Source organism: Stenotrophomonas sp. GD04054, from assembly GCF_029836955.1.
GTDB lineage: Bacteria > Pseudomonadota > Gammaproteobacteria > Xanthomonadales > Xanthomonadaceae > Stenotrophomonas > Stenotrophomonas maltophilia_A.
In genome coordinates this window covers 15755-33455 of sequence record NZ_JAOECR010000031.1, presented here as the reverse complement: position 1 = coordinate 33455, position 17701 = coordinate 15755, and the positions used below count along the sequence as shown (strand labels likewise).

Sequence of the window (17701 nt, the reverse complement as noted above, 5' to 3'; positions counted from 1 at the left end):
CATCAGCCGAGCTTGGGCGGCTCTACAGTAGATCCACGCCATGCGTGGATGATTTCCCCGATGGTCAGGGCTTGCACCGCGCATACCGCTGCGCGATCACGCCGCAGACGATCAGCTGGATCTGGTGGTAGATCATTACCGGCAGCACGATGGCGCCGAGGCTGCCACCCGCAAACAACACCTTGGCGATCGGCACACCGGTGGCCAGGCTCTTCTTCGAGCCGCAGAACACAATGGCGATCTCGTCCTCGCGATTGAAGCGCAGGCGACGCGCGATGAAGGTGATCAGCGGCATCGCGATGCCGAGCAGCACGGCGGCCACGACCGCCACGGCCAGCAGCGAGAGCAGCGGCGTCTTGCTCCACAGGCCCTCGGTGACCGCTTCGCCGAAGGCCGAGTACACCACCAGCAGAATGGTGGCCTGGTCGGTATAGCGCAGCAGCGCGCGCTGCTTCTCCACCCAGCCGGCGATCCACGGCCGCAGCAGGTGGCCGGCCACGAACGGCACCAGCAGCTGCAGCATGATGCCGCCGATCGCATGCAGCGGGTCGTGCACGCCGCCGGAGGTACCGGCCAGTGCGGTCAGCAGCAGCGGCGTCAGGAACACACCGAGGATGCTCGACAGCGACGCGCTGCATACCGCGGCGGGCACGTTGCCGCGTGCCATCGAGGTGAACGCGATGGACGACTGCACGGTGGAGGGCAGGGTGCACAGGAACAGCACGCCCAGGTACAGCTCGGGGGTCAGCAGCCAGCCCGACAGTGGCTTGAACATCAGCCCCAGCAGCGGGAACAGGATGAAGGTGCAGGCCAGGATGGTCAGGTGCAGCCGCCAGTGCAGCATGCCGCCGATGATCGACTCGCGCGGCAGGCGCGCACCATGCAGGAAGAACAGTGCGGCGATGGCGACGGTGGTGACATCGTCGAGCACGATGGCGGCGGCGCCCTTCATCGGCAGCAGCGAGGCCAGGCCGACGGTGCACAGCAGGGCGAGGGTGAAGTTGTCCGGTCGCAGGCGCGACCACCAGCGGGTCATGGTGGGCAGAGTCCTTGGTGCGGAGGGTGGTTCAGGGCGAGGTGACCGGTGTGGCCAGGCGCTGGCGGGTGGCGGCTTCCAGCGACTTCAGGCCGGCGCGCTGGCCGAGCTGAAGCGCCTGCTCCGGGCTGGCATGCTCATAGCGGGCATTGACCAGGCCGAGCACGGCACCAGCGCGGTTGCCGGAGGCGCAGTGCAGCAGCACCGGCCCCTGGCTCTGCTGCAGGGCCTGGTGCACGGCGCGCACATTGGCCGCATCCAGGCCCTCGGCGCCGGCCACCGGAATGCGCACATAGCGCAGGCCCAGCGATTCGGCCGCGTGGATTTCATCGAAGCCCCGGTCCTCGCCAGGCTGGCGCAGGTCAATCACGGTGCGTACGCCCTGTGCGGCCAAGGCCTGCAGCTGTGCGGCGCTGGGCTGGCCGCCGGCATACAGGCCGGGGCGGACTTCGTTGAGGGACGCGTCTTCGGCCAGGGCCGTCAGCGGCAGGCAGAGCGACAACAACAGCAGGCAGGTCAGGCGCAGCAGCATGGTCCTCTCCGTGAAAACGTTCTGCCGCTACAGGCGCAGTCCGGCGCGCGCCTTCAGCAGCTCGCGCAGTTCGTATTTGTCAGTATCGTCCAGACCCTGCTGGCGCTGCTTTGCCAACAACTCCTCCAGACGTTGCACCAGCAGCTGTTTCTCCAGCTGGGCCACGGCATCGTGCAGTTCCTGGGTCCAGCTGGCCTCGGTGCCAGGCAGTGTCTGCGCAGCCAGCGTGTGCAGTGATGCCTGTTCCTCGCGCCCGTCGAAGTGCTCCAGCAGGGCGCCGGTGCTGATGTCCGGGCGCTGTTCGACCAGTCCCAGCAGCTCCAGCAGCAGTTCCACGCCGGGCAGGCGCAGGCCCTGGAAGTGATGCTTGCCGCCCAGCGTCAGCGCCAGCGACGGCTGCTGCAGCAGCACGGCGATCGCGCCGCGCACCAGACTGCGCTTGGCCACGGGCTGGATCGCTCGCGAGGGCTGGCGTTGCGGCATCGGTGCGCGCGCTGCCTGGGCATTGCCGCCAAGGCCGGTCAGCTGCGCCAGCTGCTGCTTCATCAGGTCGCCGAAGGCGCCGTCGGGAATCTGCGCCAGCATCGGCTTTGCGCGCTCGGCCAGGCGCGCCTTGCCATCGAGCGTGCCCAGGTTGATCTCGCGGGTGAGCTCGTCGAAGAAGAACTGCGACAGCGGCGTGGCCTGTTTCAGGCGTTCGTTGAAGGCCTCGGCGCCTTCCTTGCGCACGATGGTGTCCGGGTCTTCGCCATCGGGCAGGAACAGGAAGAAGGCCTGGCGGCCATCCTTCATGCGCGGCAGCACCGACTCCAGCGCCTTCCAGCCGGCGCGGCGGCCGGCGGCGTCGCCATCGAAGCAGAAGAACACATCCGGTGCGTTGCGGAACAGCAGCTCGGCATGGTCCGGCGTGGTTGCGGTACCCAGCGTTGCCACCGCCTGGGTGACCCCGAACTGGAACAGCGAGACCACGTCCATGTAGCCCTCGACCACGATCAGCCGCTCGATCTTCTGGTTGGCCTGGCGCACCTGCCACAGGCCGTACAGCTCGCGGCCTTTGTGGAACAGCGCGGTCTCGGGCGAGTTGAGGTACTTGGGGCCGTCGTCCTTCTCGAACACGCGGCCACCGAAGGCGATGACCCGGCCGCGGCGGTCGAAGATCGGGAACATCACCCGGTCGCGGAACTTGTCGTAGACGTGGCCGCGATCGTTCTTGGAGAACAGGCCGGCGCGATCGAGCAGCTTCATGCGTCGCTCGTCCTTGCCCAGCGCATCGCGCAGGCCGCTGTAGCCATCCGGCGCGTAGCCGATCTGGAAGCGCGCGCGGTTCTCTTCATCCACGCCGCGGCCATCCAGGTAGCTGCGGGCCTTGTCGCTGCCCTGCAGGTTGCTCTGGAAAAACTTCGTGGCCGCCTCAAGCGCCGAGTACAGCTCGCGGCTGTCGTCCTGCTGCTGGGGGCTGCGCGGATTCTCGCTGCGCGGCACTTCCATGCCTGCGCGCTTGGCCAGTTCATCCACCGCGTCGAGGAATTCGAGGCGGTCGTAGTTCATCAGGAAGCTGATCGCGGTGCCGTGCGCGCCACAGCCGAAGCAGTGATAGAACTGCTTGGTGGGCGAGACCGTGAACGAGGCCGAGCGCTCATCATGGAACGGGCAGCGCGCCGCGTATTCCTTGCCCTGGCGCTTCAGCGGCACGCGGCTGCCCACCACCTCGACGATGTCGGAGCGGGCGAGCAGGTCGTCGATGAAAGCGTCGGGGATACGGGCCATGGGCAACAGAACGGGGCGCGGCCGCAGGGCGCGCAGCAGGGGCGGCAGGTTCCCCTAGTTTACTCGCTAGCGGTGCCGGGGCTGGCCTGTTCGGCATCGGCCCCGGCCCTGGCCAGTTGCGCCCGTGCATGCTGCCGTTCGTCGATCACCGCGGTCATCAACGCACCGACGAAGAACACGGCGGTGGCGTAGTAGATCCAGACCAGCGAGATCACCAGCGCGCCCATCGAACCGTAGGCGCTGCCCGGGGCCACCGTGGCGATGTAGACGCCGATGCCATAGCGGCCGAGGGTGAACAGCACCGAGGTGATGGCACCGCCGATGAAGGCCTGGCGCCAGGCCACGCGGCGGTCCGGCAGGTAGTGGTAGAGGAAGGCGAAGGCCAGCGTGTACAGCAGCAGCGAGGTCAGGTAGCCGATTGCCGGCAGTACCGAGGGCAGTTGCGCGAACACCACCTGCAGTGCGGTGGTGGCGGTCATCGACAGGATCAGCAGGAAGCCCAGTGCCAGCACCACGCCGAATGAGAACACGCGTTTGCGCAGCCAGGCCTTGATGCCTTCCAGACGCTGGCCGCTGGTGTGGAAGATCCGGTTCAGCGCGTTCTGCAGCTGGGCGAACACGGCGGTGGCGCCGATGAACAGCAGCAGCGTGCTCCACAGCCCGGCCAATGAACCGACGCTGGGCTGGCTGTTGGCGTTGTGCAGCACGGTGTCGGCGACGCTGGCCACGCTGCTGCCGGCCACCGAACCGATCTGGCTGATCAACGTCTGTTGTGCCGGTGGGTACAGCGAGGCGGTCAGCCACAGCAGCAGCACCAGCAGCGGTGCCATCGACAGCAGGGCGTAGAAGGAGACCGAGGCGGCCTGGGTCAGCACGTCGATTTCGACGAAGCGCTTGGCGACGGCCATCGGGAAGCTGTCCTGCAGGCGATCGGCGTAGTGGCGAAGCCGTGCGGGAATGCCGTGGGGACGCGTGTCGGCGGGGGAGTGCGATTGCTCGACCATGGGGATGTTGTAGCAGCCGGGGGTCGAAGGTGCGGTGAAGCGGGTGCATCAATGGGGTCAGAGCCCTTCCGCGATGCGAAAGGGATCCGACCCCGGCAATGGCTTACGCCAGCTGCTGCTTGACCAGCTTGGAGACCAGACCCATGTCGGCCTGGCCAGCGAGCTTGGGCTTCAATGCGCCCATCAGCTTGCCCATGTCGGCCGGACCGGAAGCGCCGGTCTCGGCGATGGCGGCCTGGATCGCGGCGACGATCTCGGCTTCGCCCATCTTGGCCGGCAGGTAGGCTTCGATGACCACGATCTCGGCGCGCTCGATCTCGGCCAGGTCCTCGCGGTTGGCGGCTTCGAACTGGCTGACCGAGTCCTTGCGCTGCTTGACCATCTTGTCGAGCACGGCGATCACGGCGGTGTCATCCAGCTCGATGCGCTCGTCCACTTCGCGCTGCTTGATGGCGGCGTTGATCAGGCGGATCACGCCCAGCTTGTGCTTCTCGCCCGCCTTCATGGCGGCCTTCATGTCTTCGGTGAGCTGCTGCTTCATGCTCATGAGGAACCTCGTGGTAGTAGGTGGGGCGGGGCGGATGCCCGAACCCGGAAACGCAAAAAGCCGGCGACGCTCGCGCGTGCCGGCTTCGGCTCCATCGCGACAGGCAAGCCCATCGCAATGAAGATGCGTCCGATCAGTACAGGCGCTGACGCTTGGTAACGTCGCGCGACGAGCGGCGCAGCTGACGCTTCACAGCAGCGGCGGCCTTGCGCTTGCGCTCCTGGGTCGGCTTTTCGTAGAACTCGCGCTTGCGGGTTTCGGCCAGCACACCGGCCTTTTCGCAAGTGCGCTTGAAGCGGCGAAGAGCAAACTCGAAGGGCTCGTTCTCGCGGACTTTGACGCTGGGCATGGAATCTCCGGGACACAGTAGAACCGGGTCACGCCCGGCGAGCCGCACATTATAGCGGCGAATAGACAAACTGCAAGCGGCCAACCCTGAATACGGGCCAGAGGTTCGAAAGCAGTGAGACCTGCACGTCCCCCGAGGGGGCGGCAGGGGCGTCATAATAGCAGGCATGCGAGTCCTTGGCATCGAATCTTCCTGTGATGAGACCGGCGTGGCGGTGTATGACACCGACCTGGCCGGCAGCGCGGCCCTGCGCGCCCATGCGGTCTACAGCCAGATCGCCCTGCACGCCGAATACGGTGGTGTGGTGCCGGAACTGGCCAGCCGCGACCACGTCCGCAAGCTGCTGCCGCTGGTGCGCCAGACCCTGGCCGACGCCGGCCTGGGTGTAGGTGATATCGACGGCGTGGCCTATACGGCCGGTCCCGGTCTGGTCGGCGCACTGCTGGTCGGCGCCGGCGTGGCGCGGTCGCTGGCCTGGGCGCTGGAGGTGCCGGCGGTGGGCGTACACCATATGGAAGGCCACCTGCTGGCCCCGCTGATGGAGGACGACCCGCCGGAAGCGCCGTTCGTGGCGCTGCTGGTGTCCGGTGGCCATACCCAGCTGGTGGCGGTGGACGCGATCGGCCAGTACCGCCTGTTGGGCGAAACCCTGGACGATGCCGCCGGCGAGGCCTTCGACAAGACCGCCAAGATGATGGGCCTGCCCTATCCGGGCGGCCCGCAGCTGGCCAGGCTGGCCGAGCAGGGCACGCCGGGTGTCTACCGCTTCGCGCGGCCGATGACCGACCGCCCGGGGTTGGATTTCAGCTTCTCCGGCCTGAAGACCCAGGTCCTGATGGCCTGGCGCGACAGTGACCAGAGCGAACAGACCCGCGCCGACATCGCTCGGGGCTTCGAAGACGCCGTAGTCGAGACTCTGTCGATCAAATGCGAGCGCGCGCTGGAAGCGGCCGGCACCAACGTGATCGTGGTGGCTGGCGGCGTCGGCGCCAACAAGCGCCTGCGCGCACGCCTGCAGCAGATGGCCGAGCGCCTCGGCGGACGGGCCTGTTTCCCGCGGCCGGCACTGTGCACCGACAACGGCGCGATGATCGCCTTCGCCGGCGCGCTGCGGCTGCAGGCCGGCCAGTACAGCCCGCCGAAGGTGGGCGTGACCCCGCGCTGGGACATGGCGACCCTGCCGGCGGTCTGAGCCCCCGGCCGCGCGAACCGCTCGATCGGCGTTTGTAGAGTCGAGCTTGCTCGACTGGGCGCAATGACGAACACAGAGCAGTCGAGCAAGCTCGACTCTACAGGCAGGCCTCCGTAGCGCCGGGCTACGCCCGGCTACACATTACGGACGCCCTGCCAACGGCGACGCCGCCAACACCGTTGTCGCCCGCTCATGGCGCTGCAGCCAGCCCAGCGTATGCGGGCAGCGGGCGTGGATCAGCCGTCCGATCGCCGCCAGGTCGGCACCGATGTCGCGTTCCAGGATGGGTTCGTGGTGCGCGATGCGGTTGCGCAGATGGCGAATGCGTCCGATGTCAGCGTGGATGGCTTTTCTGATGACGCTGGGATGAGCTGAGGGTGCATGCCGCAGAACTCCATTGAGTGCGGGTATCCACAGCGTGTCGTCGAAGCGACAGGTGAAAAGCTGCTGCCAGAACACCATCGGCAGCTTGGCGACGATTTCGGGTGTATCGGTCGTGCGGCCAGCAACCTGTTCCAGTGCTGCACGTGCGGAAGTACAGGACGAGGTTGGCAGCCTGCGTCGGAAGGCATCATTCCAGGGCCAACGCGGGCCATGCTGTCGGGCGAGCACGGTAGCAGCGGCGTTACGGGTGACCACTTCGCACAGATGGACCGGCATCATCAGTGCACCGCACATCCGCATGTTCCAGAGGTACAGAGATTCGGCTGTGACGTCGGGGCTGCAGGTCGATGCGATTCTCTCGTAAGTAGACAGACGCTCCGCTGACAACGCGCGCCGCAGTACATCGTGTGGAGCCATCGTCATGTGCGGTGGTGAAGGAGGGATCGATGTTCGCGAGAGTGGGCGGCGGCGGCCATCAGGGAACGTCGTTGTCTGCGCGGCTGATTCTCTGCGTTTGACCTCGGACGACTACCTGACCTGCCCTGTCGGAATTGGCCTTGACCGGTGATCTCGTCTTTACCTAATCTGCGTGCCTGCGCCACCGGGACCCGCGGCTGTTCAACAGCTCCCCCCGGGGACAAACGGTAGTACCAAAGGGCCCTGCTAGCGGGGCCCTTTGTTTTTTCTGGAGCCGCGTCCCTGCCGGGCGCCCACCGCCCGTTCCGGGCAGGCTCACCGTCGTGCCGTTACCATGGCCCCCTGTATTCGGGCTGGTTAAGCGAAATGGACAAGGTTTTCATCGAGGGGCTGACGATCGACGCCCTGATCGGTATCTACGATTGGGAACGACGGATCCGCCAGGACCTGGTGTTCGACCTGGAGATGGGCTTTGACAACCGTCGTCCCGCGGCCTCCGACGACATCGCCCATACCCTGAACTACAAGGCGGTGAGCAAGCGCCTGGAGCAGTTCGTGCGCGAGTCGGAATTCGGCCTGGTGGAAACCCTGGCCGAGCGCTGCGCACAGATCGTGCTGGACGAATTCGACGTGAAGTGGCTGCGCCTGAAACTGAGCAAGCCGGGCGCGGTGCGTGGCGCGCGCGCGGTGGGCGTGATCATCGAGCGCACGCGGGACTGACCCAGTAGTGCCGGCCGCTGGCCGGCACCCCCAACAACAACGACAACGCAAGGAGACAACTGATGGTGGACGCGGTGGTGGCGGTACAGTGGCTGGAAAAGCTGCAGAACACACTGGAACCCTATCCCGGCGCCTACCTGGCGTTGATGATCTCAGCCCTGCTGATCGCAGCGGGCCTGGCCAACTGGGTGACCAAGCGCATCCTGGTGCGTGGCCTGCGGCGCCTGCTGCAGCGCCTGCCGGGCGCCGAGTCCGGGCGCGGCAGCCACTTGATGCGGGTCATTTCGCGCCTGTCCAACGTGGTGCCCAGCCAGGTGATCGCCTCGGGCATCACCCTCATCCCGGATCTGCCGGAAGGCCTGGTCAAGGTCATCATCAAGCTGTGCATCGTGTGGGCCGTACTGACGGTGTCGATGGCGTTCTCGCATGCGCTGGACGCGGCCAACAGCCTATACGAGCGCAAGCCCGATGCGCGCAACAAGCCGATCAAGGGCTACCTGCAGGTGGTCAAGATCGTGGTGTTCGTGGCCGCCGGCTTGTCCATCATTGCGACCCTGCTGGGGGTGAAGCTGGGCCCGCTGGTGACCGGCCTGGGCGCGGCCACCGCAGTGCTGATGCTGATTTTCCAGGACACCATCCTGTCGCTGGTGGCCAGCGTGCAGATCAGTGGCGATGGCCGCGTGCGCATCGGCGACTGGATCGAGATGCCCAGCCAGAACGCCGATGGCGATGTGATCGACATCGCGCTGCACACCGTCACCGTGCAGAACTTCGACAAGACCATCACCACCATCCCGACCAAGAAGCTGGTGACCGAGTCGTTCAAGAACTGGCGCGGCATGCAGGAGGCCGGTGGCCGCCGGATCAAGCGCGCGCTGTACCTGGACCAGCACAGCGTCGGTTTTATGGACGAAGGCGACCTGGCCTTCCTCGGCGAGTTCGCGCTGCTGCGTGACTACCTGCAGGCCAAGGAGCAGGAACTGGGCCAGTGGAACGAGCGCCTGCGCGAGCAGGGCGTGGCCGAGGTGAACAGCCGCCGGGTGACCAACCTGGGCACCTTCCGTGCGTACGTGGAGCGCTACCTGCGCAGTCACCCGGGCATCCATACCGACATGACCCTGCTGGTGCGGCAGCTGCAGCCGACCACCGAGGGCCTGCCGCTGGAGCTGTACTGCTTCACCCGCAGCACCGCCTGGGGCGAGTACGAGGCGGTGCAGTCGGACATCTTCGACCACCTGCTGGCGATCCTGCCGGCCTTCGGCCTGCGCGTGTTCCAGGCCTCCAGCGACGCCATGTTGATGGCCGGGCAGCGCCAGTTGGCCGGCTCGGAGTAAGCTGCGGTGCTCCCGGCGGGGCCATACGGACCCCGCTGGTGGCTGAAACTGAATGAAGAAACCTCTCGCCAAATCGCCCGGGATCGCTAGAATGCCGGGCTTGTAAACGTTTTCATCAAGGACTGCCGGTGGCCTCCGATCGCATCGAATCCCTCATTGCCCAGATGACCGTCGAGGAAAAGGTCGGCCAGCTGGGTGTCTTCGCGGACATGGTCCGCCCGTTCGCCCCGGACGTGAACCCGGAAGCCAACGTGCGCAATGCCGACCAGGTGCTGCAGCAGGTGCGCGAGGGCAAGGTCGGCTCGCTGTTCAATGGTGTGGGCGCCGAGCTGGGCCGCCGCATCCAGCAGGTCGCCACCGAAGAGAGCCGCCTGGGCATTCCGGTGATCCTGGCCGCCGACGTCATCCACGGCATGCGTACCGTGTTCCCGATTCCGCTGGGCGAGGCCGCCAGCTTCGAACCGGAGCTGGCCGAGCGCACCGCACGCGCCACCGCCATCGAAGCCACCGCTGCTGGCCTGCACTGGACCTATGCGCCGGCCGTGGACATCGCCCGCGACCAGCGCTGGGGCCGTGGTGCCGAAGGTGCCGGTGAGGACGTGGTGCTGGGGTGTGCGTTCGCCGCCGCCCGCGTGCGCGGCTTCCAGGGCAGCGACCTGCGCGCTGCCGATTCGCTGCTGGCCACGCCGAAGCACTTCGCCGCCTATGGCGCGGTGATGGCGGGCATGGAATACAACATGGTGGACATCTCGCCGCAGACCCTGCGCGACGTGCACCTGCCGCCGTTCAAGGCCGCCTTCGATGCGGGCGCGATCACCGTGATGTCCTCGTTCAACGACATCAACGGCGTACCGGCCAGCGCCAACGCCGAACTGCTGACCGACATCCTGCGCGGTGAGTGGAAGTTCCCGGGCGTGGTGATCTCCGATTACACCGCCGACATGGAACTGGTCGCGCACGGTTATGCCGCCGACGACCGCGATGCCACCGCCAAGGCGTTCACCGCCGGCCTGGACCTGAGCATGCAGAGCGGCTTCTACGCCGAGCACCTGCCGGGCTTGGTCGAGAGCGGCGAGGTGCCGATGGCGGTGCTGGATGAAGGCGTGCGCCGCATCCTGTGGCTGAAGGAAACCATCGGCCTGTTCGACGACCCGTACCGTTCGCTGGACCCGGCGCGCGAAGCCGATACCTCGCACATTGCCGCACATGACGCGCTGTCGCGCGATGCGGCGCGTCGCTCGATCGTGCTGCTGAACAACCGTGACAGCGTGCTGCCGCTGCAGAAGACCGGGCAGAAGATCGCGCTGATCGGCCCGTTCGTGCAGGACCGCGAAAACATCGAAGGCTGCTGGACGCTGTTCGGCGACAAGCAGCGCTACGTGGATCTGGAAACCGGCGTGCGCGCCGCCATCGGCGATGAAGCGCTACTGGAAATCGTGCCGGGTTGCGATCTGGAAGCCGCGATTCCGGGCGGTACCGAAGCGGCCGTGGCCGCCGCGCTGCGCGCCGATGTGGTGGTGCTGGCGCTGGGCGAACCGCAGCGTTACAGCGGTGAAGCGCAGTCGCGCGTGGAGATCACCCTGCCGCCGGCACAGCAGGCGCTGGCCGAGGCAGTGGCGATGACCGGCAAGCCGCTGGTGGTGCTGCTGCGCAATGGCCGCGCGCTGGCGCTGCAGGGCGCGGTGCGCAATGCACAGGCCGTGGCGGTGACCTGGTACCTGGGCACCCAGACTGGCCATGCCGTGGCCGATGTGCTGTTCGGTGACTACAGCCCGTCCGGCCGCCTGCCGGTCAGCTTCCCGCAGGTGTCCGGCCAGCAGCCGTACTTCTACAATCACCCGCGCACCGGCCGCCCGGAACTGCCGACCATGTCGGAGTTCAAGGCCCGCTGGCGCGAGATTCCGAACGAGCCGCTGTATCCGTTCGGGCATGGCATCGGCTACACCACCTTCGCCTACGGTGCGCCGCAGCTGAGTGCGGCGCAGCTTGGCTGGGACGACAGCCTGACCATCACCACCACGCTCACCAACAGCGGCGACGTGGCCGGCGAGGAAGTGGTGCAGCTGTACATCCACGACCGCGTGGCCAGCCGCGTGCGTCCGGTGCGCGAACTGAAGGACTTCCGCAAGGTGGCGCTGCAGCCGGGCGAGTCGACCGAAGTGGTGTTCACCCTGACCCGCGAGCAGCTGGCGTTCACCGGCCGCGACGGCGTGCTGCGTGCCGAGCCGGGCCAGTTCGACCTGTGGGTCTGCGCCTCGTCGGCGGCAGGCGAAGCCGTGCAGTTCGAACTGCTGAAGGCCTGATCGAAAAAAAGGGGACGGAGGGGATTAAGTCGTTAGTGGCACAAACGACTTAATCCCCTCCGTCCCCTTTTTTGTTGTCCTCACTGGGGCGGCGCTACCATCGGTGTTCTTGAACCGATGGATGCCCGCGCATGCGCACGATCGCTGTGTTGATTCCCGCCCTGTTGCTGGCGGCCTGTTCGCAGCCGGCACCGCCGGCCGAGCCTGCGGTGGACGCACCGCCGCCGATGGAGGCCAGTGTTGCGGCGACGCCTGCGGCTGAACCGGCGAAGGCTGCTGCCGAGCCGGCCGGCGCCGCACCGACGGATGCGCCCGCGGAAGACGCGCGTGCACGCATTGAGACGCTGCTCGGCGACGCCGCGCAGTACGAGAAGGTGTTCAACGCGTTCAAGACCGCGGTGGTCGGCGGTGATCGCGCTGCGGTGGTGGAGGAAGTGCGCTTCCCGCTGAATATCGCTAACGGAAAGAAGATCACCGGCCCCGGTGAGTTCCAGCGCAGCTACGAGAAGATCATCACGCCGGTGGTGGTCAAGGCGGTGTCCGAACAGGACTTCGGCAAGGTGTTCGTCAACCAGCAGGGCGTGATGATCGGCGATGGCCAGGTGTGGCTGAACGGGCAGTGCCTGGACCAGGCCTGCACGAAGACCGAGGTGAAGGTCATCACCATTCAATGAACACAGACGGCTCCGCGTGCGGGGCCGTTGCGGGAAAACGTGCCGGCCAGCGGCCGGCACTACCATCCTGTCAGGTTTTCGGGGTGAGCTTCAGCAGGCGCGCCTTGTTGCCGTCCTCCAGCAGCCACAGTGCGCCATCCGGGCCCTGTTCCACTTCGCGGATGCGCTCGCCCATGTTGAAGCGCTCGGCTTCGCGCGCGCTGTCGCCGTCGAAGGCCACCCGCACCAGCGAGGTGGAGGACAGGCCACCGATGAAGCCGCTGCCCTTCCACTGCGGGAACAGGTTCTCGCTGTAGATCACGAAGCCGGCCGGCGAGATCACCGGCGTCCAGGTCACCTTCGGCGCGGCGAATTCCGGGCGCGTGTCGTGGTCGGGAATCGGGCGGCCGTCGTAATGGTCACCATTGGAAACGATCGGGTAGCCGTAGTTGGCGCCGCGCACGATCAGGTTCAGTTCGTCACCGCCGGCCGGGCCCATCTCGTGTGCCCACAGCTTGCCGTTGGCATCGAAGGCCATGCCGAGGATGTTGCGGTGGCCCAGTGACCACACCTGCGCGGCCACGCCGCCCTGCGAGGCGAACGGGTTGTCGGCGGGCAGGCTGCCATCATCGTTGAGGCGGATGATCTTGCCGAGGTTGCCGCCCATGTCCTGTGCCGGATCGAACTTCTGGCGCTCGCTGGAGCTGATCCACAGCTTGCCGTCCGGGCCGAAAGCAAGGCGATGGCCGTAGTGACCTTCACCACTCACCTTCGGGCTCTGTCGCCAGATCACCTTCAGGTCCTTCAGTTGGCCGGCACCGTTGGCATCCAGCGCCAGCGTGGCACGGGCCACGGCAGCGCCGCGGGTGTCCAGCGTGCCTTCCTCGGCATAGCTGAGATAGACCACGTGGTTGCTCGCGAATTGCGGGTGCAGGATCACGTCACCGAAGCCGCCCTGGCCGCCATAAGCGACCTTCGGAACGCCGGTGATCTCGTGTTTCTGGCCGCCGGCCAGGTCCAGATGCTGCAGCTTGCCGCGCTTTTCGGTGACCAGCAGGCTGCCATCGGGCAGGAAGGTCATTGCCCACGGCTGGTCGAAACGAGTGATTTCGGATGCGGTGAACGGTCGCTGGTCGGCAGCGTCTGTGCTGGCAGCGGCGGCTTTCTGCCCACTGGCATCGGGGCCGGCGGCACTGCAGGCCGTGGTGGCGAGGATCGGCAACAGGCCGAGGACGAGCAGCAGGGGCGTGCGGGTCATGGGTATCTCCAGCGGAAGGGGATGCGGATGGCCAGGCTCTCCCTTGTATACCACCGGGGCGGTGACGGTCCTGGCCCGAAGGTCCTGTTTCCCCCTGTGCGGCGGCGGCGGGATCGTCTAGGGTGGGTTCGCCCGGGCAAAGCATGCCCGCCTGACTGCAAGGAACCGCAATGAACGCACCGATCATCCATCGACCCTCGCCGGCCTTCATTGCCGCCTCCTGGGTGGCCCTGCTGCTCGGCGCGGTGGCCTACCTGATAGGCCTGTTCAATGCGGAGATGCCGCTGAACGAGAAGGGCTACTACCTCACCCTGCTCCTGTTTGGCCTGTTCGCAGCGGTGTCGCTGCAGAAGAGCGTGCGCGACCGTGTCGAGGGAATCCCGGTGAGTGGCCTGTATTACGCGCTGTGCTGGTTCGCATTGCTGTCTGCGCTGTTGTTGCTGCTGGTTGGCCTGTGGAACGCCACCCTGGTGCTGAGCGAGAAGGGCTTCTACGGCATGGCCTTCGCGCTGTCGCTGTTCGGTGCGGTGGCGGTGCAGAAGAACACCCGCGACCTGATCGCCGCCGGTGGCGGTGAGAGCAAGCGCAGCACGGCCGTGCCGCCGCTGCCGGAACAGGAGTGATGCAGCAACGGTAGCGCCGGGCCATGCCCGGCGTTGCCGCATATCGGGTCCGTCAGGGGCCGCGTGCCAGGCGCGGTTCCACCTGCTGCGCTTCCTCCCAGCCACGGCGAACGGCACTGCGTGCCTGCGCCCAGTCCAGGCGGCTGCGGCCGCGTTCACTGGCCCAGCGTGATTCGAGCTCGGCTTCGACCTGTTCGTAGGCGCGGATCATGTCCTGCGCACGCGCTGCGTGGCCGATGCGATAGGCCGGCTCATAGTCCTCGAAGAACAGCTGGTCGTCGTAGTACGGCTCGGCCGTGTAGCGTTCGCGCCAGTAGTTGCTGACCGCGTCGCGCGGTGTGCTGTCGTCCGGTACGCGGCCGGGGATCTGGTACTCGGTCATGGAAGGGCTCCGTTGTGGACGAAACCTGATCGTGCCTGCGAGGCGGTTAACGGCCGGGGCCGGCAGCGTGATCGTCAGATCAATCTGCCGGTCAGGGCGCGCCACCGTTCACTCGGCGTCGGCATCCTTGCGCGGCAGTTTGTAGATCACTGCACCAATGGCGAACGCCACCAGCGCGGCGGCAATGTTCTGCCAGCTCGCACTGGCGAACAGGGCAACACATAGCAGCAGCGCCAATACCGGAATCAGTGGGCCGCCCGGCAGCTTCAATGCACCGGGGCGGTCGGCGTAGCGCTTGGCCAGTACCAGCACTGCCGCGGCGGTACCGATGTAGGCGAACAGGCGCGTGGTCATCGACAGCAGCGCCAGCTGCACGAATGACCCCGACAGCGCCAGCCCGAGCGCGATCAGGCCCTGGCACAGGATCGATGCGGCCGGCGTATGGAAGCGCGGATGCACCTGGGCCAGGATCTTCGGGCCGTAGCCATCGCGCGCCAGCGCGAACAGGAAGCGCGGGCCCATCATCATCGTGTTGCTGTTGGTGCCGAGGATGGAGATGGTGGCGCCGACGGTCAGGATCAGCGCCAGTGCCTCGCCACCGAAGCCGGCGGCGGCATCGGCCAGCGGCGTGGCCGAACTGGACAGCCCGGCCAGCGTGCCCTGCGCCACCACCTGCACTGCGCCGTAGATGACGGTGACGGTGATGATCATGGTGATCAGGGCGAATGGAATATCGCGGCGCGGATTACGGTACTCGCCGGCGGCCGCCGGAATGTTCTCGAAGCCGGCGTAGGCGTACAGCAGCAGCAAGGCGGCTTCGCCCATGCGCTGCAGGTCATGCGGGTCCGGGCGCTGGCCGGAGAAGGCCAGCTGCGGATCGATGTAGAACGCACCGATGGCCACGAACAGCAGCAGCGGCAGCATCTTGCCGATCACCAGCACCACGCCGGTACGCGCAGCCGAGCGCACGCCGATGATGTTGACGCCGGTCAGGAAGCCCAGCGACACCACGATCACCGCGATGCGGCCCATGCCGGCGCCGGCCCACGGCCAGAAGCGCGCGACCGCATCGGCCAGTGCATTGCTCAATGCGGCCGCCGAGCTGATGCGGGTCAACCAGATCATCCAGCCGATCTCGAACCCGGCGAATCGCCCGAACGCCTCACGGGCATACAGGTAGCTGCCACCGGGTTCATCGAAGTAGCTGGCGGCCTGCGCGTAGCACAGCACCAGCAGGGCAACGACGATGCCGGCGGCGACCACGCCCCACAGGCTGAAGGGGCCGAGCAGGGCGACGGTGGCGGCCGGCAGCAGGTAGATGCCGCTGCCGATCACATCGTTGATCGACAGGCCGACGATCTGCCAGCGGCTGACCGCGCGCTGCAGCTGCGGTTCGTCCTGCGCGCTCAACGGGCGTCTCCGCTCAGTGCGGGCAGCTGCCACTGGGCCTGCAGGCGCGTGTACTCGGCGCGCGGCAGCAGCACGAAGCGCGGCGTATCCTGCGGGCGCAACCAGTCCAGCAGGGCCTGCATGCGCGCCTGCGGCATGGCGGTGCAGCCGGCCGTGGCCTCACCGGGCGCGCGCCACAGATGGGCGAAGATGCAGCTGCCCTTGCCGGGCTGGTTGTCCGGGTTGTGGGCAATCACGAAGCCTTCCTGGTAACGCACGTCGCCCTTGTTGTGCAGGTCCAGCCGCATCGGCTCGGTGGAGCCCTTGACCGCGGCGCTGCCGACCTTCCTCGCATCGACGATGCGGTTGTAGAACGGTGAACCGGGCACATCCATGCAGTAGCTGCTTTCAAGCATGGGCTGGTAGGCCATCGCGGTGCCGGGGCGGGTGATGGCATAGCCGAAGGCGCTGCCGAGCGCGAACACGCCGGCCGGGCTGCGGCCATCGCCTTCCTGCTTCTGCGGGCCTTCGCCCTGTGCCGGATGCAGGCCCAGGCCCCACGCGCTGCCGGTACGGCCGAGCGCGACCGGGAAGGCCTGCCCGTGCGCGTGCCAGCCCTTGCCGTCGCGTACATAGGCCTGCAGCTGCCCCTGGGTGCTGTCCCAGTTGTCGCTGGTAACCACGATCAGCTGGCGTGCACCATCGAGCGGCGCGGCGTGGACGGACACCGCAGCGGCAAGCAGCAGCGCAGTGGTGGCGAGACGGGCCAGCGATTTCATCAACGTGCGCTCCGGTCAGGAATCCAGCAGGTGGTCGATCCGCTCCAGGTTCACCGCGAGCTGCTGCTGGCGGTCCGGATTGGCGTGGCAGAGCAGCACGAACAGGAAATCGAGCAGGGCGTGCATGGCGCTACGGTACAGCAGCTGCGCGACCTGCGGCGTGCGGTCGTGCGCACACACCACCAGTGTTGCATCAGCATGCGCGCGCAGCGGGTTGGCGGTGTGGCGGGTGATGGAAATCACCTTGCCACCCATGTCCTGGAACTGGCGCGACAGCTGCGAAAGCTGGGGCAGGTTGCCGAACTCGGAGAACACCAGCAGCGCATCGCCCGGGCGTGCCGCCGACAGGTTGGCCAGCATCAGGATCGGGTCGGTATGCGGCACCACCAGCAGGCCGAGCAGCGACAATCGCATGGCGAACTCACGCGCGTACAGGCCGTCGTCACCCAGGCCGTACACGAACAGCTTCGGCGCGCCGTCGAGCAGCTGCACGATGCGCTCGATTTCCCCGCGCGGGTTGGCCTGGCGGGTTTCCTCTTCGGCTTGTGCCTTGCTGCGGCGCAGGGCCTCGCCCAGGCGCAGGTAGTCATCGCCGCTGTCGGGTTCGCTGGGCGTCTGCTGCGGATCGGCACCGGCGCGAGCCACGTCCTGGCCGATCGAATATTTCAGGTCTGGGTAGCCCTTGAAGCCGAGCTTCTGGCTGAACTTCACCACGCTGGACTGGCTGATGCCCAACGCGCTGGCCAGCTGCTGGGACGAGTAGTCGCGCAGCAGGTGAGCGTTGTCGAGGATGAAGTCGGCGATGCGACGCTCGATGGCCGACATCTGCCCGCGCTCGGAACGGATCTTCAGCAGGGGCGGCATGCGGGGAGTCCGGGCATATGTAGGCGCGCTGCGGTTGGCAGCGTAGAGCGTTTCAAGGAATGGGTCGCGCGCGTGCCAGCCGCGAAGGGGATACGGAGTGCAGTTATCGCCTTTGACGTTGAGTCCGCTTTCAAGCGAGCCGAGCACCGCAGGTCCGGCGAGGGCGAA

The 17701-nt window shown here is 66.9% G+C and carries 18 protein-coding genes; 6 read left to right on the top strand and 12 right to left on the bottom strand.

Annotated features, from left to right (window positions below; translation table 11 throughout):
- Positions 1 to 64 precede the first annotated feature (64 nt).
- From N7573_RS14585 to rpsU, 6 genes are all read right to left on the bottom strand, one after another.
- Entirely contained in the window at positions 65 to 1036 is a 972-nt protein-coding gene (locus N7573_RS14585) for a bile acid:sodium symporter (RefSeq protein ID WP_279912655.1), read from the bottom strand.
- 31 nt (positions 1037 to 1067) lie between these two features.
- Positions 1068 to 1568 carry a sulfur transferase domain-containing protein gene (locus N7573_RS14580; RefSeq protein ID WP_279912656.1) on the bottom strand — a complete coding sequence of 167 codons (501 nt, stop codon included), beginning with the start codon at positions 1566 to 1568 and terminating at the stop codon, positions 1068 to 1070.
- Between the two features lie 27 nt (positions 1569 to 1595).
- Positions 1596 to 3335: a DNA primase gene (dnaG, locus tag N7573_RS14575; protein ID WP_279912657.1), complete on the bottom strand. Its 1740-nt coding sequence runs from the start codon at positions 3333 to 3335 to the stop codon at positions 1596 to 1598.
- A 59-nt stretch (positions 3336 to 3394) separates the two neighbouring features.
- Positions 3395 to 4339: a YihY/virulence factor BrkB family protein gene (locus N7573_RS14570; protein ID WP_050509858.1), complete on the bottom strand. Its 945-nt coding sequence runs from the start codon at positions 4337 to 4339 to the stop codon at positions 3395 to 3397.
- Positions 4340 to 4442: 103 nt separating this feature from the next.
- Positions 4443 to 4886: a GatB/YqeY domain-containing protein gene (locus N7573_RS14565; protein ID WP_004153909.1), complete on the bottom strand. Its 444-nt coding sequence runs from the start codon at positions 4884 to 4886 to the stop codon at positions 4443 to 4445.
- 133 nt (positions 4887 to 5019) lie between these two features.
- Positions 5020 to 5235: a 30S ribosomal protein S21 gene (rpsU, locus tag N7573_RS14560; protein WP_002808376.1), complete on the bottom strand. Its 216-nt coding sequence runs from the start codon at positions 5233 to 5235 to the stop codon at positions 5020 to 5022.
- A 166-nt stretch (positions 5236 to 5401) separates the two neighbouring features.
- Here rpsU and tsaD point away from each other — a divergent pair, with 166 nt between their 5' ends.
- The gene (gene tsaD / locus N7573_RS14555; protein ID WP_279943204.1) at positions 5402 to 6427 is read left to right on the top strand and encodes a tRNA (adenosine(37)-N6)-threonylcarbamoyltransferase complex transferase subunit TsaD; all 1026 of its coding nucleotides are present in this window, start codon (positions 5402 to 5404) and stop codon (positions 6425 to 6427) included.
- A 141-nt stretch (positions 6428 to 6568) separates the two neighbouring features.
- Here the strand turns inward: tsaD and N7573_RS14550 are convergent, their stop codons facing one another.
- Complete coding sequence (locus N7573_RS14550) at positions 6569 to 7234, bottom strand: hypothetical protein (protein WP_279943203.1); 666 nt, start codon at positions 7232 to 7234, stop codon at positions 6569 to 6571.
- A gap of 360 nt (positions 7235 to 7594) precedes the next feature.
- Between N7573_RS14550 and folB the strand changes: the two genes are divergently transcribed.
- From folB to N7573_RS14530, 4 genes are all read left to right on the top strand, one after another.
- Positions 7595 to 7948 (top strand): dihydroneopterin aldolase, encoded by a 354-nt coding sequence (gene folB, locus N7573_RS14545; RefSeq protein WP_046983887.1) that lies wholly within the window; start codon positions 7595 to 7597, stop codon positions 7946 to 7948.
- Between the two features lie 62 nt (positions 7949 to 8010).
- Complete coding sequence (locus N7573_RS14540) at positions 8011 to 9282, top strand: mechanosensitive ion channel domain-containing protein (protein WP_279943202.1); 1272 nt, start codon at positions 8011 to 8013, stop codon at positions 9280 to 9282.
- A gap of 128 nt (positions 9283 to 9410) precedes the next feature.
- Entirely contained in the window at positions 9411 to 11585 is a 2175-nt protein-coding gene (locus tag N7573_RS14535; protein ID WP_279913599.1) for a glycoside hydrolase family 3 N-terminal domain-containing protein, read from the top strand.
- Positions 11586 to 11716: 131 nt separating this feature from the next.
- A complete protein-coding gene (locus N7573_RS14530; protein WP_279913598.1) occupies positions 11717 to 12259 on the top strand; it encodes a hypothetical protein in 543 nt (180 codons plus the stop codon).
- Positions 12260 to 12329: 70 nt separating this feature from the next.
- On the opposite strand, the gene N7573_RS14525 is transcribed toward N7573_RS14530, so the two are convergent.
- Positions 12330 to 13496, bottom strand: a complete 1167-nt coding sequence (locus N7573_RS14525) for a PQQ-dependent sugar dehydrogenase (RefSeq protein ID WP_279913597.1) — start codon at positions 13494 to 13496, stop codon at positions 12330 to 12332.
- Positions 13497 to 13666: 170 nt separating this feature from the next.
- Here N7573_RS14525 and yiaA point away from each other — a divergent pair, with 170 nt between their 5' ends.
- Positions 13667 to 14119, top strand: a complete 453-nt coding sequence (yiaA, locus tag N7573_RS14520) for an inner membrane protein YiaA (RefSeq protein WP_032130378.1) — start codon at positions 13667 to 13669, stop codon at positions 14117 to 14119.
- A gap of 52 nt (positions 14120 to 14171) precedes the next feature.
- Here the strand turns inward: yiaA and N7573_RS14515 are convergent, their stop codons facing one another.
- From N7573_RS14515 to N7573_RS14500, 4 genes are all read right to left on the bottom strand, one after another.
- Entirely contained in the window at positions 14172 to 14501 is a 330-nt protein-coding gene (locus N7573_RS14515) for a hypothetical protein (protein ID WP_049421182.1), read from the bottom strand.
- A gap of 108 nt (positions 14502 to 14609) precedes the next feature.
- Positions 14610 to 15911 (bottom strand): amino acid permease, encoded by a 1302-nt coding sequence (locus N7573_RS14510; protein WP_279913596.1) that lies wholly within the window; start codon positions 15909 to 15911, stop codon positions 14610 to 14612.
- Complete coding sequence (locus tag N7573_RS14505) at positions 15908 to 16669, bottom strand: L,D-transpeptidase family protein (RefSeq protein WP_279913595.1); 762 nt, start codon at positions 16667 to 16669, stop codon at positions 15908 to 15910. The genes N7573_RS14510 and N7573_RS14505 overlap by 4 nt, the downstream gene beginning before the upstream one ends.
- A 15-nt stretch (positions 16670 to 16684) precedes the next feature.
- Complete coding sequence (locus N7573_RS14500; RefSeq protein WP_279913594.1) at positions 16685 to 17533, bottom strand: MurR/RpiR family transcriptional regulator; 849 nt, start codon at positions 17531 to 17533, stop codon at positions 16685 to 16687.
- Between the last annotated feature and the right edge of the window lie 168 nt (positions 17534 to 17701).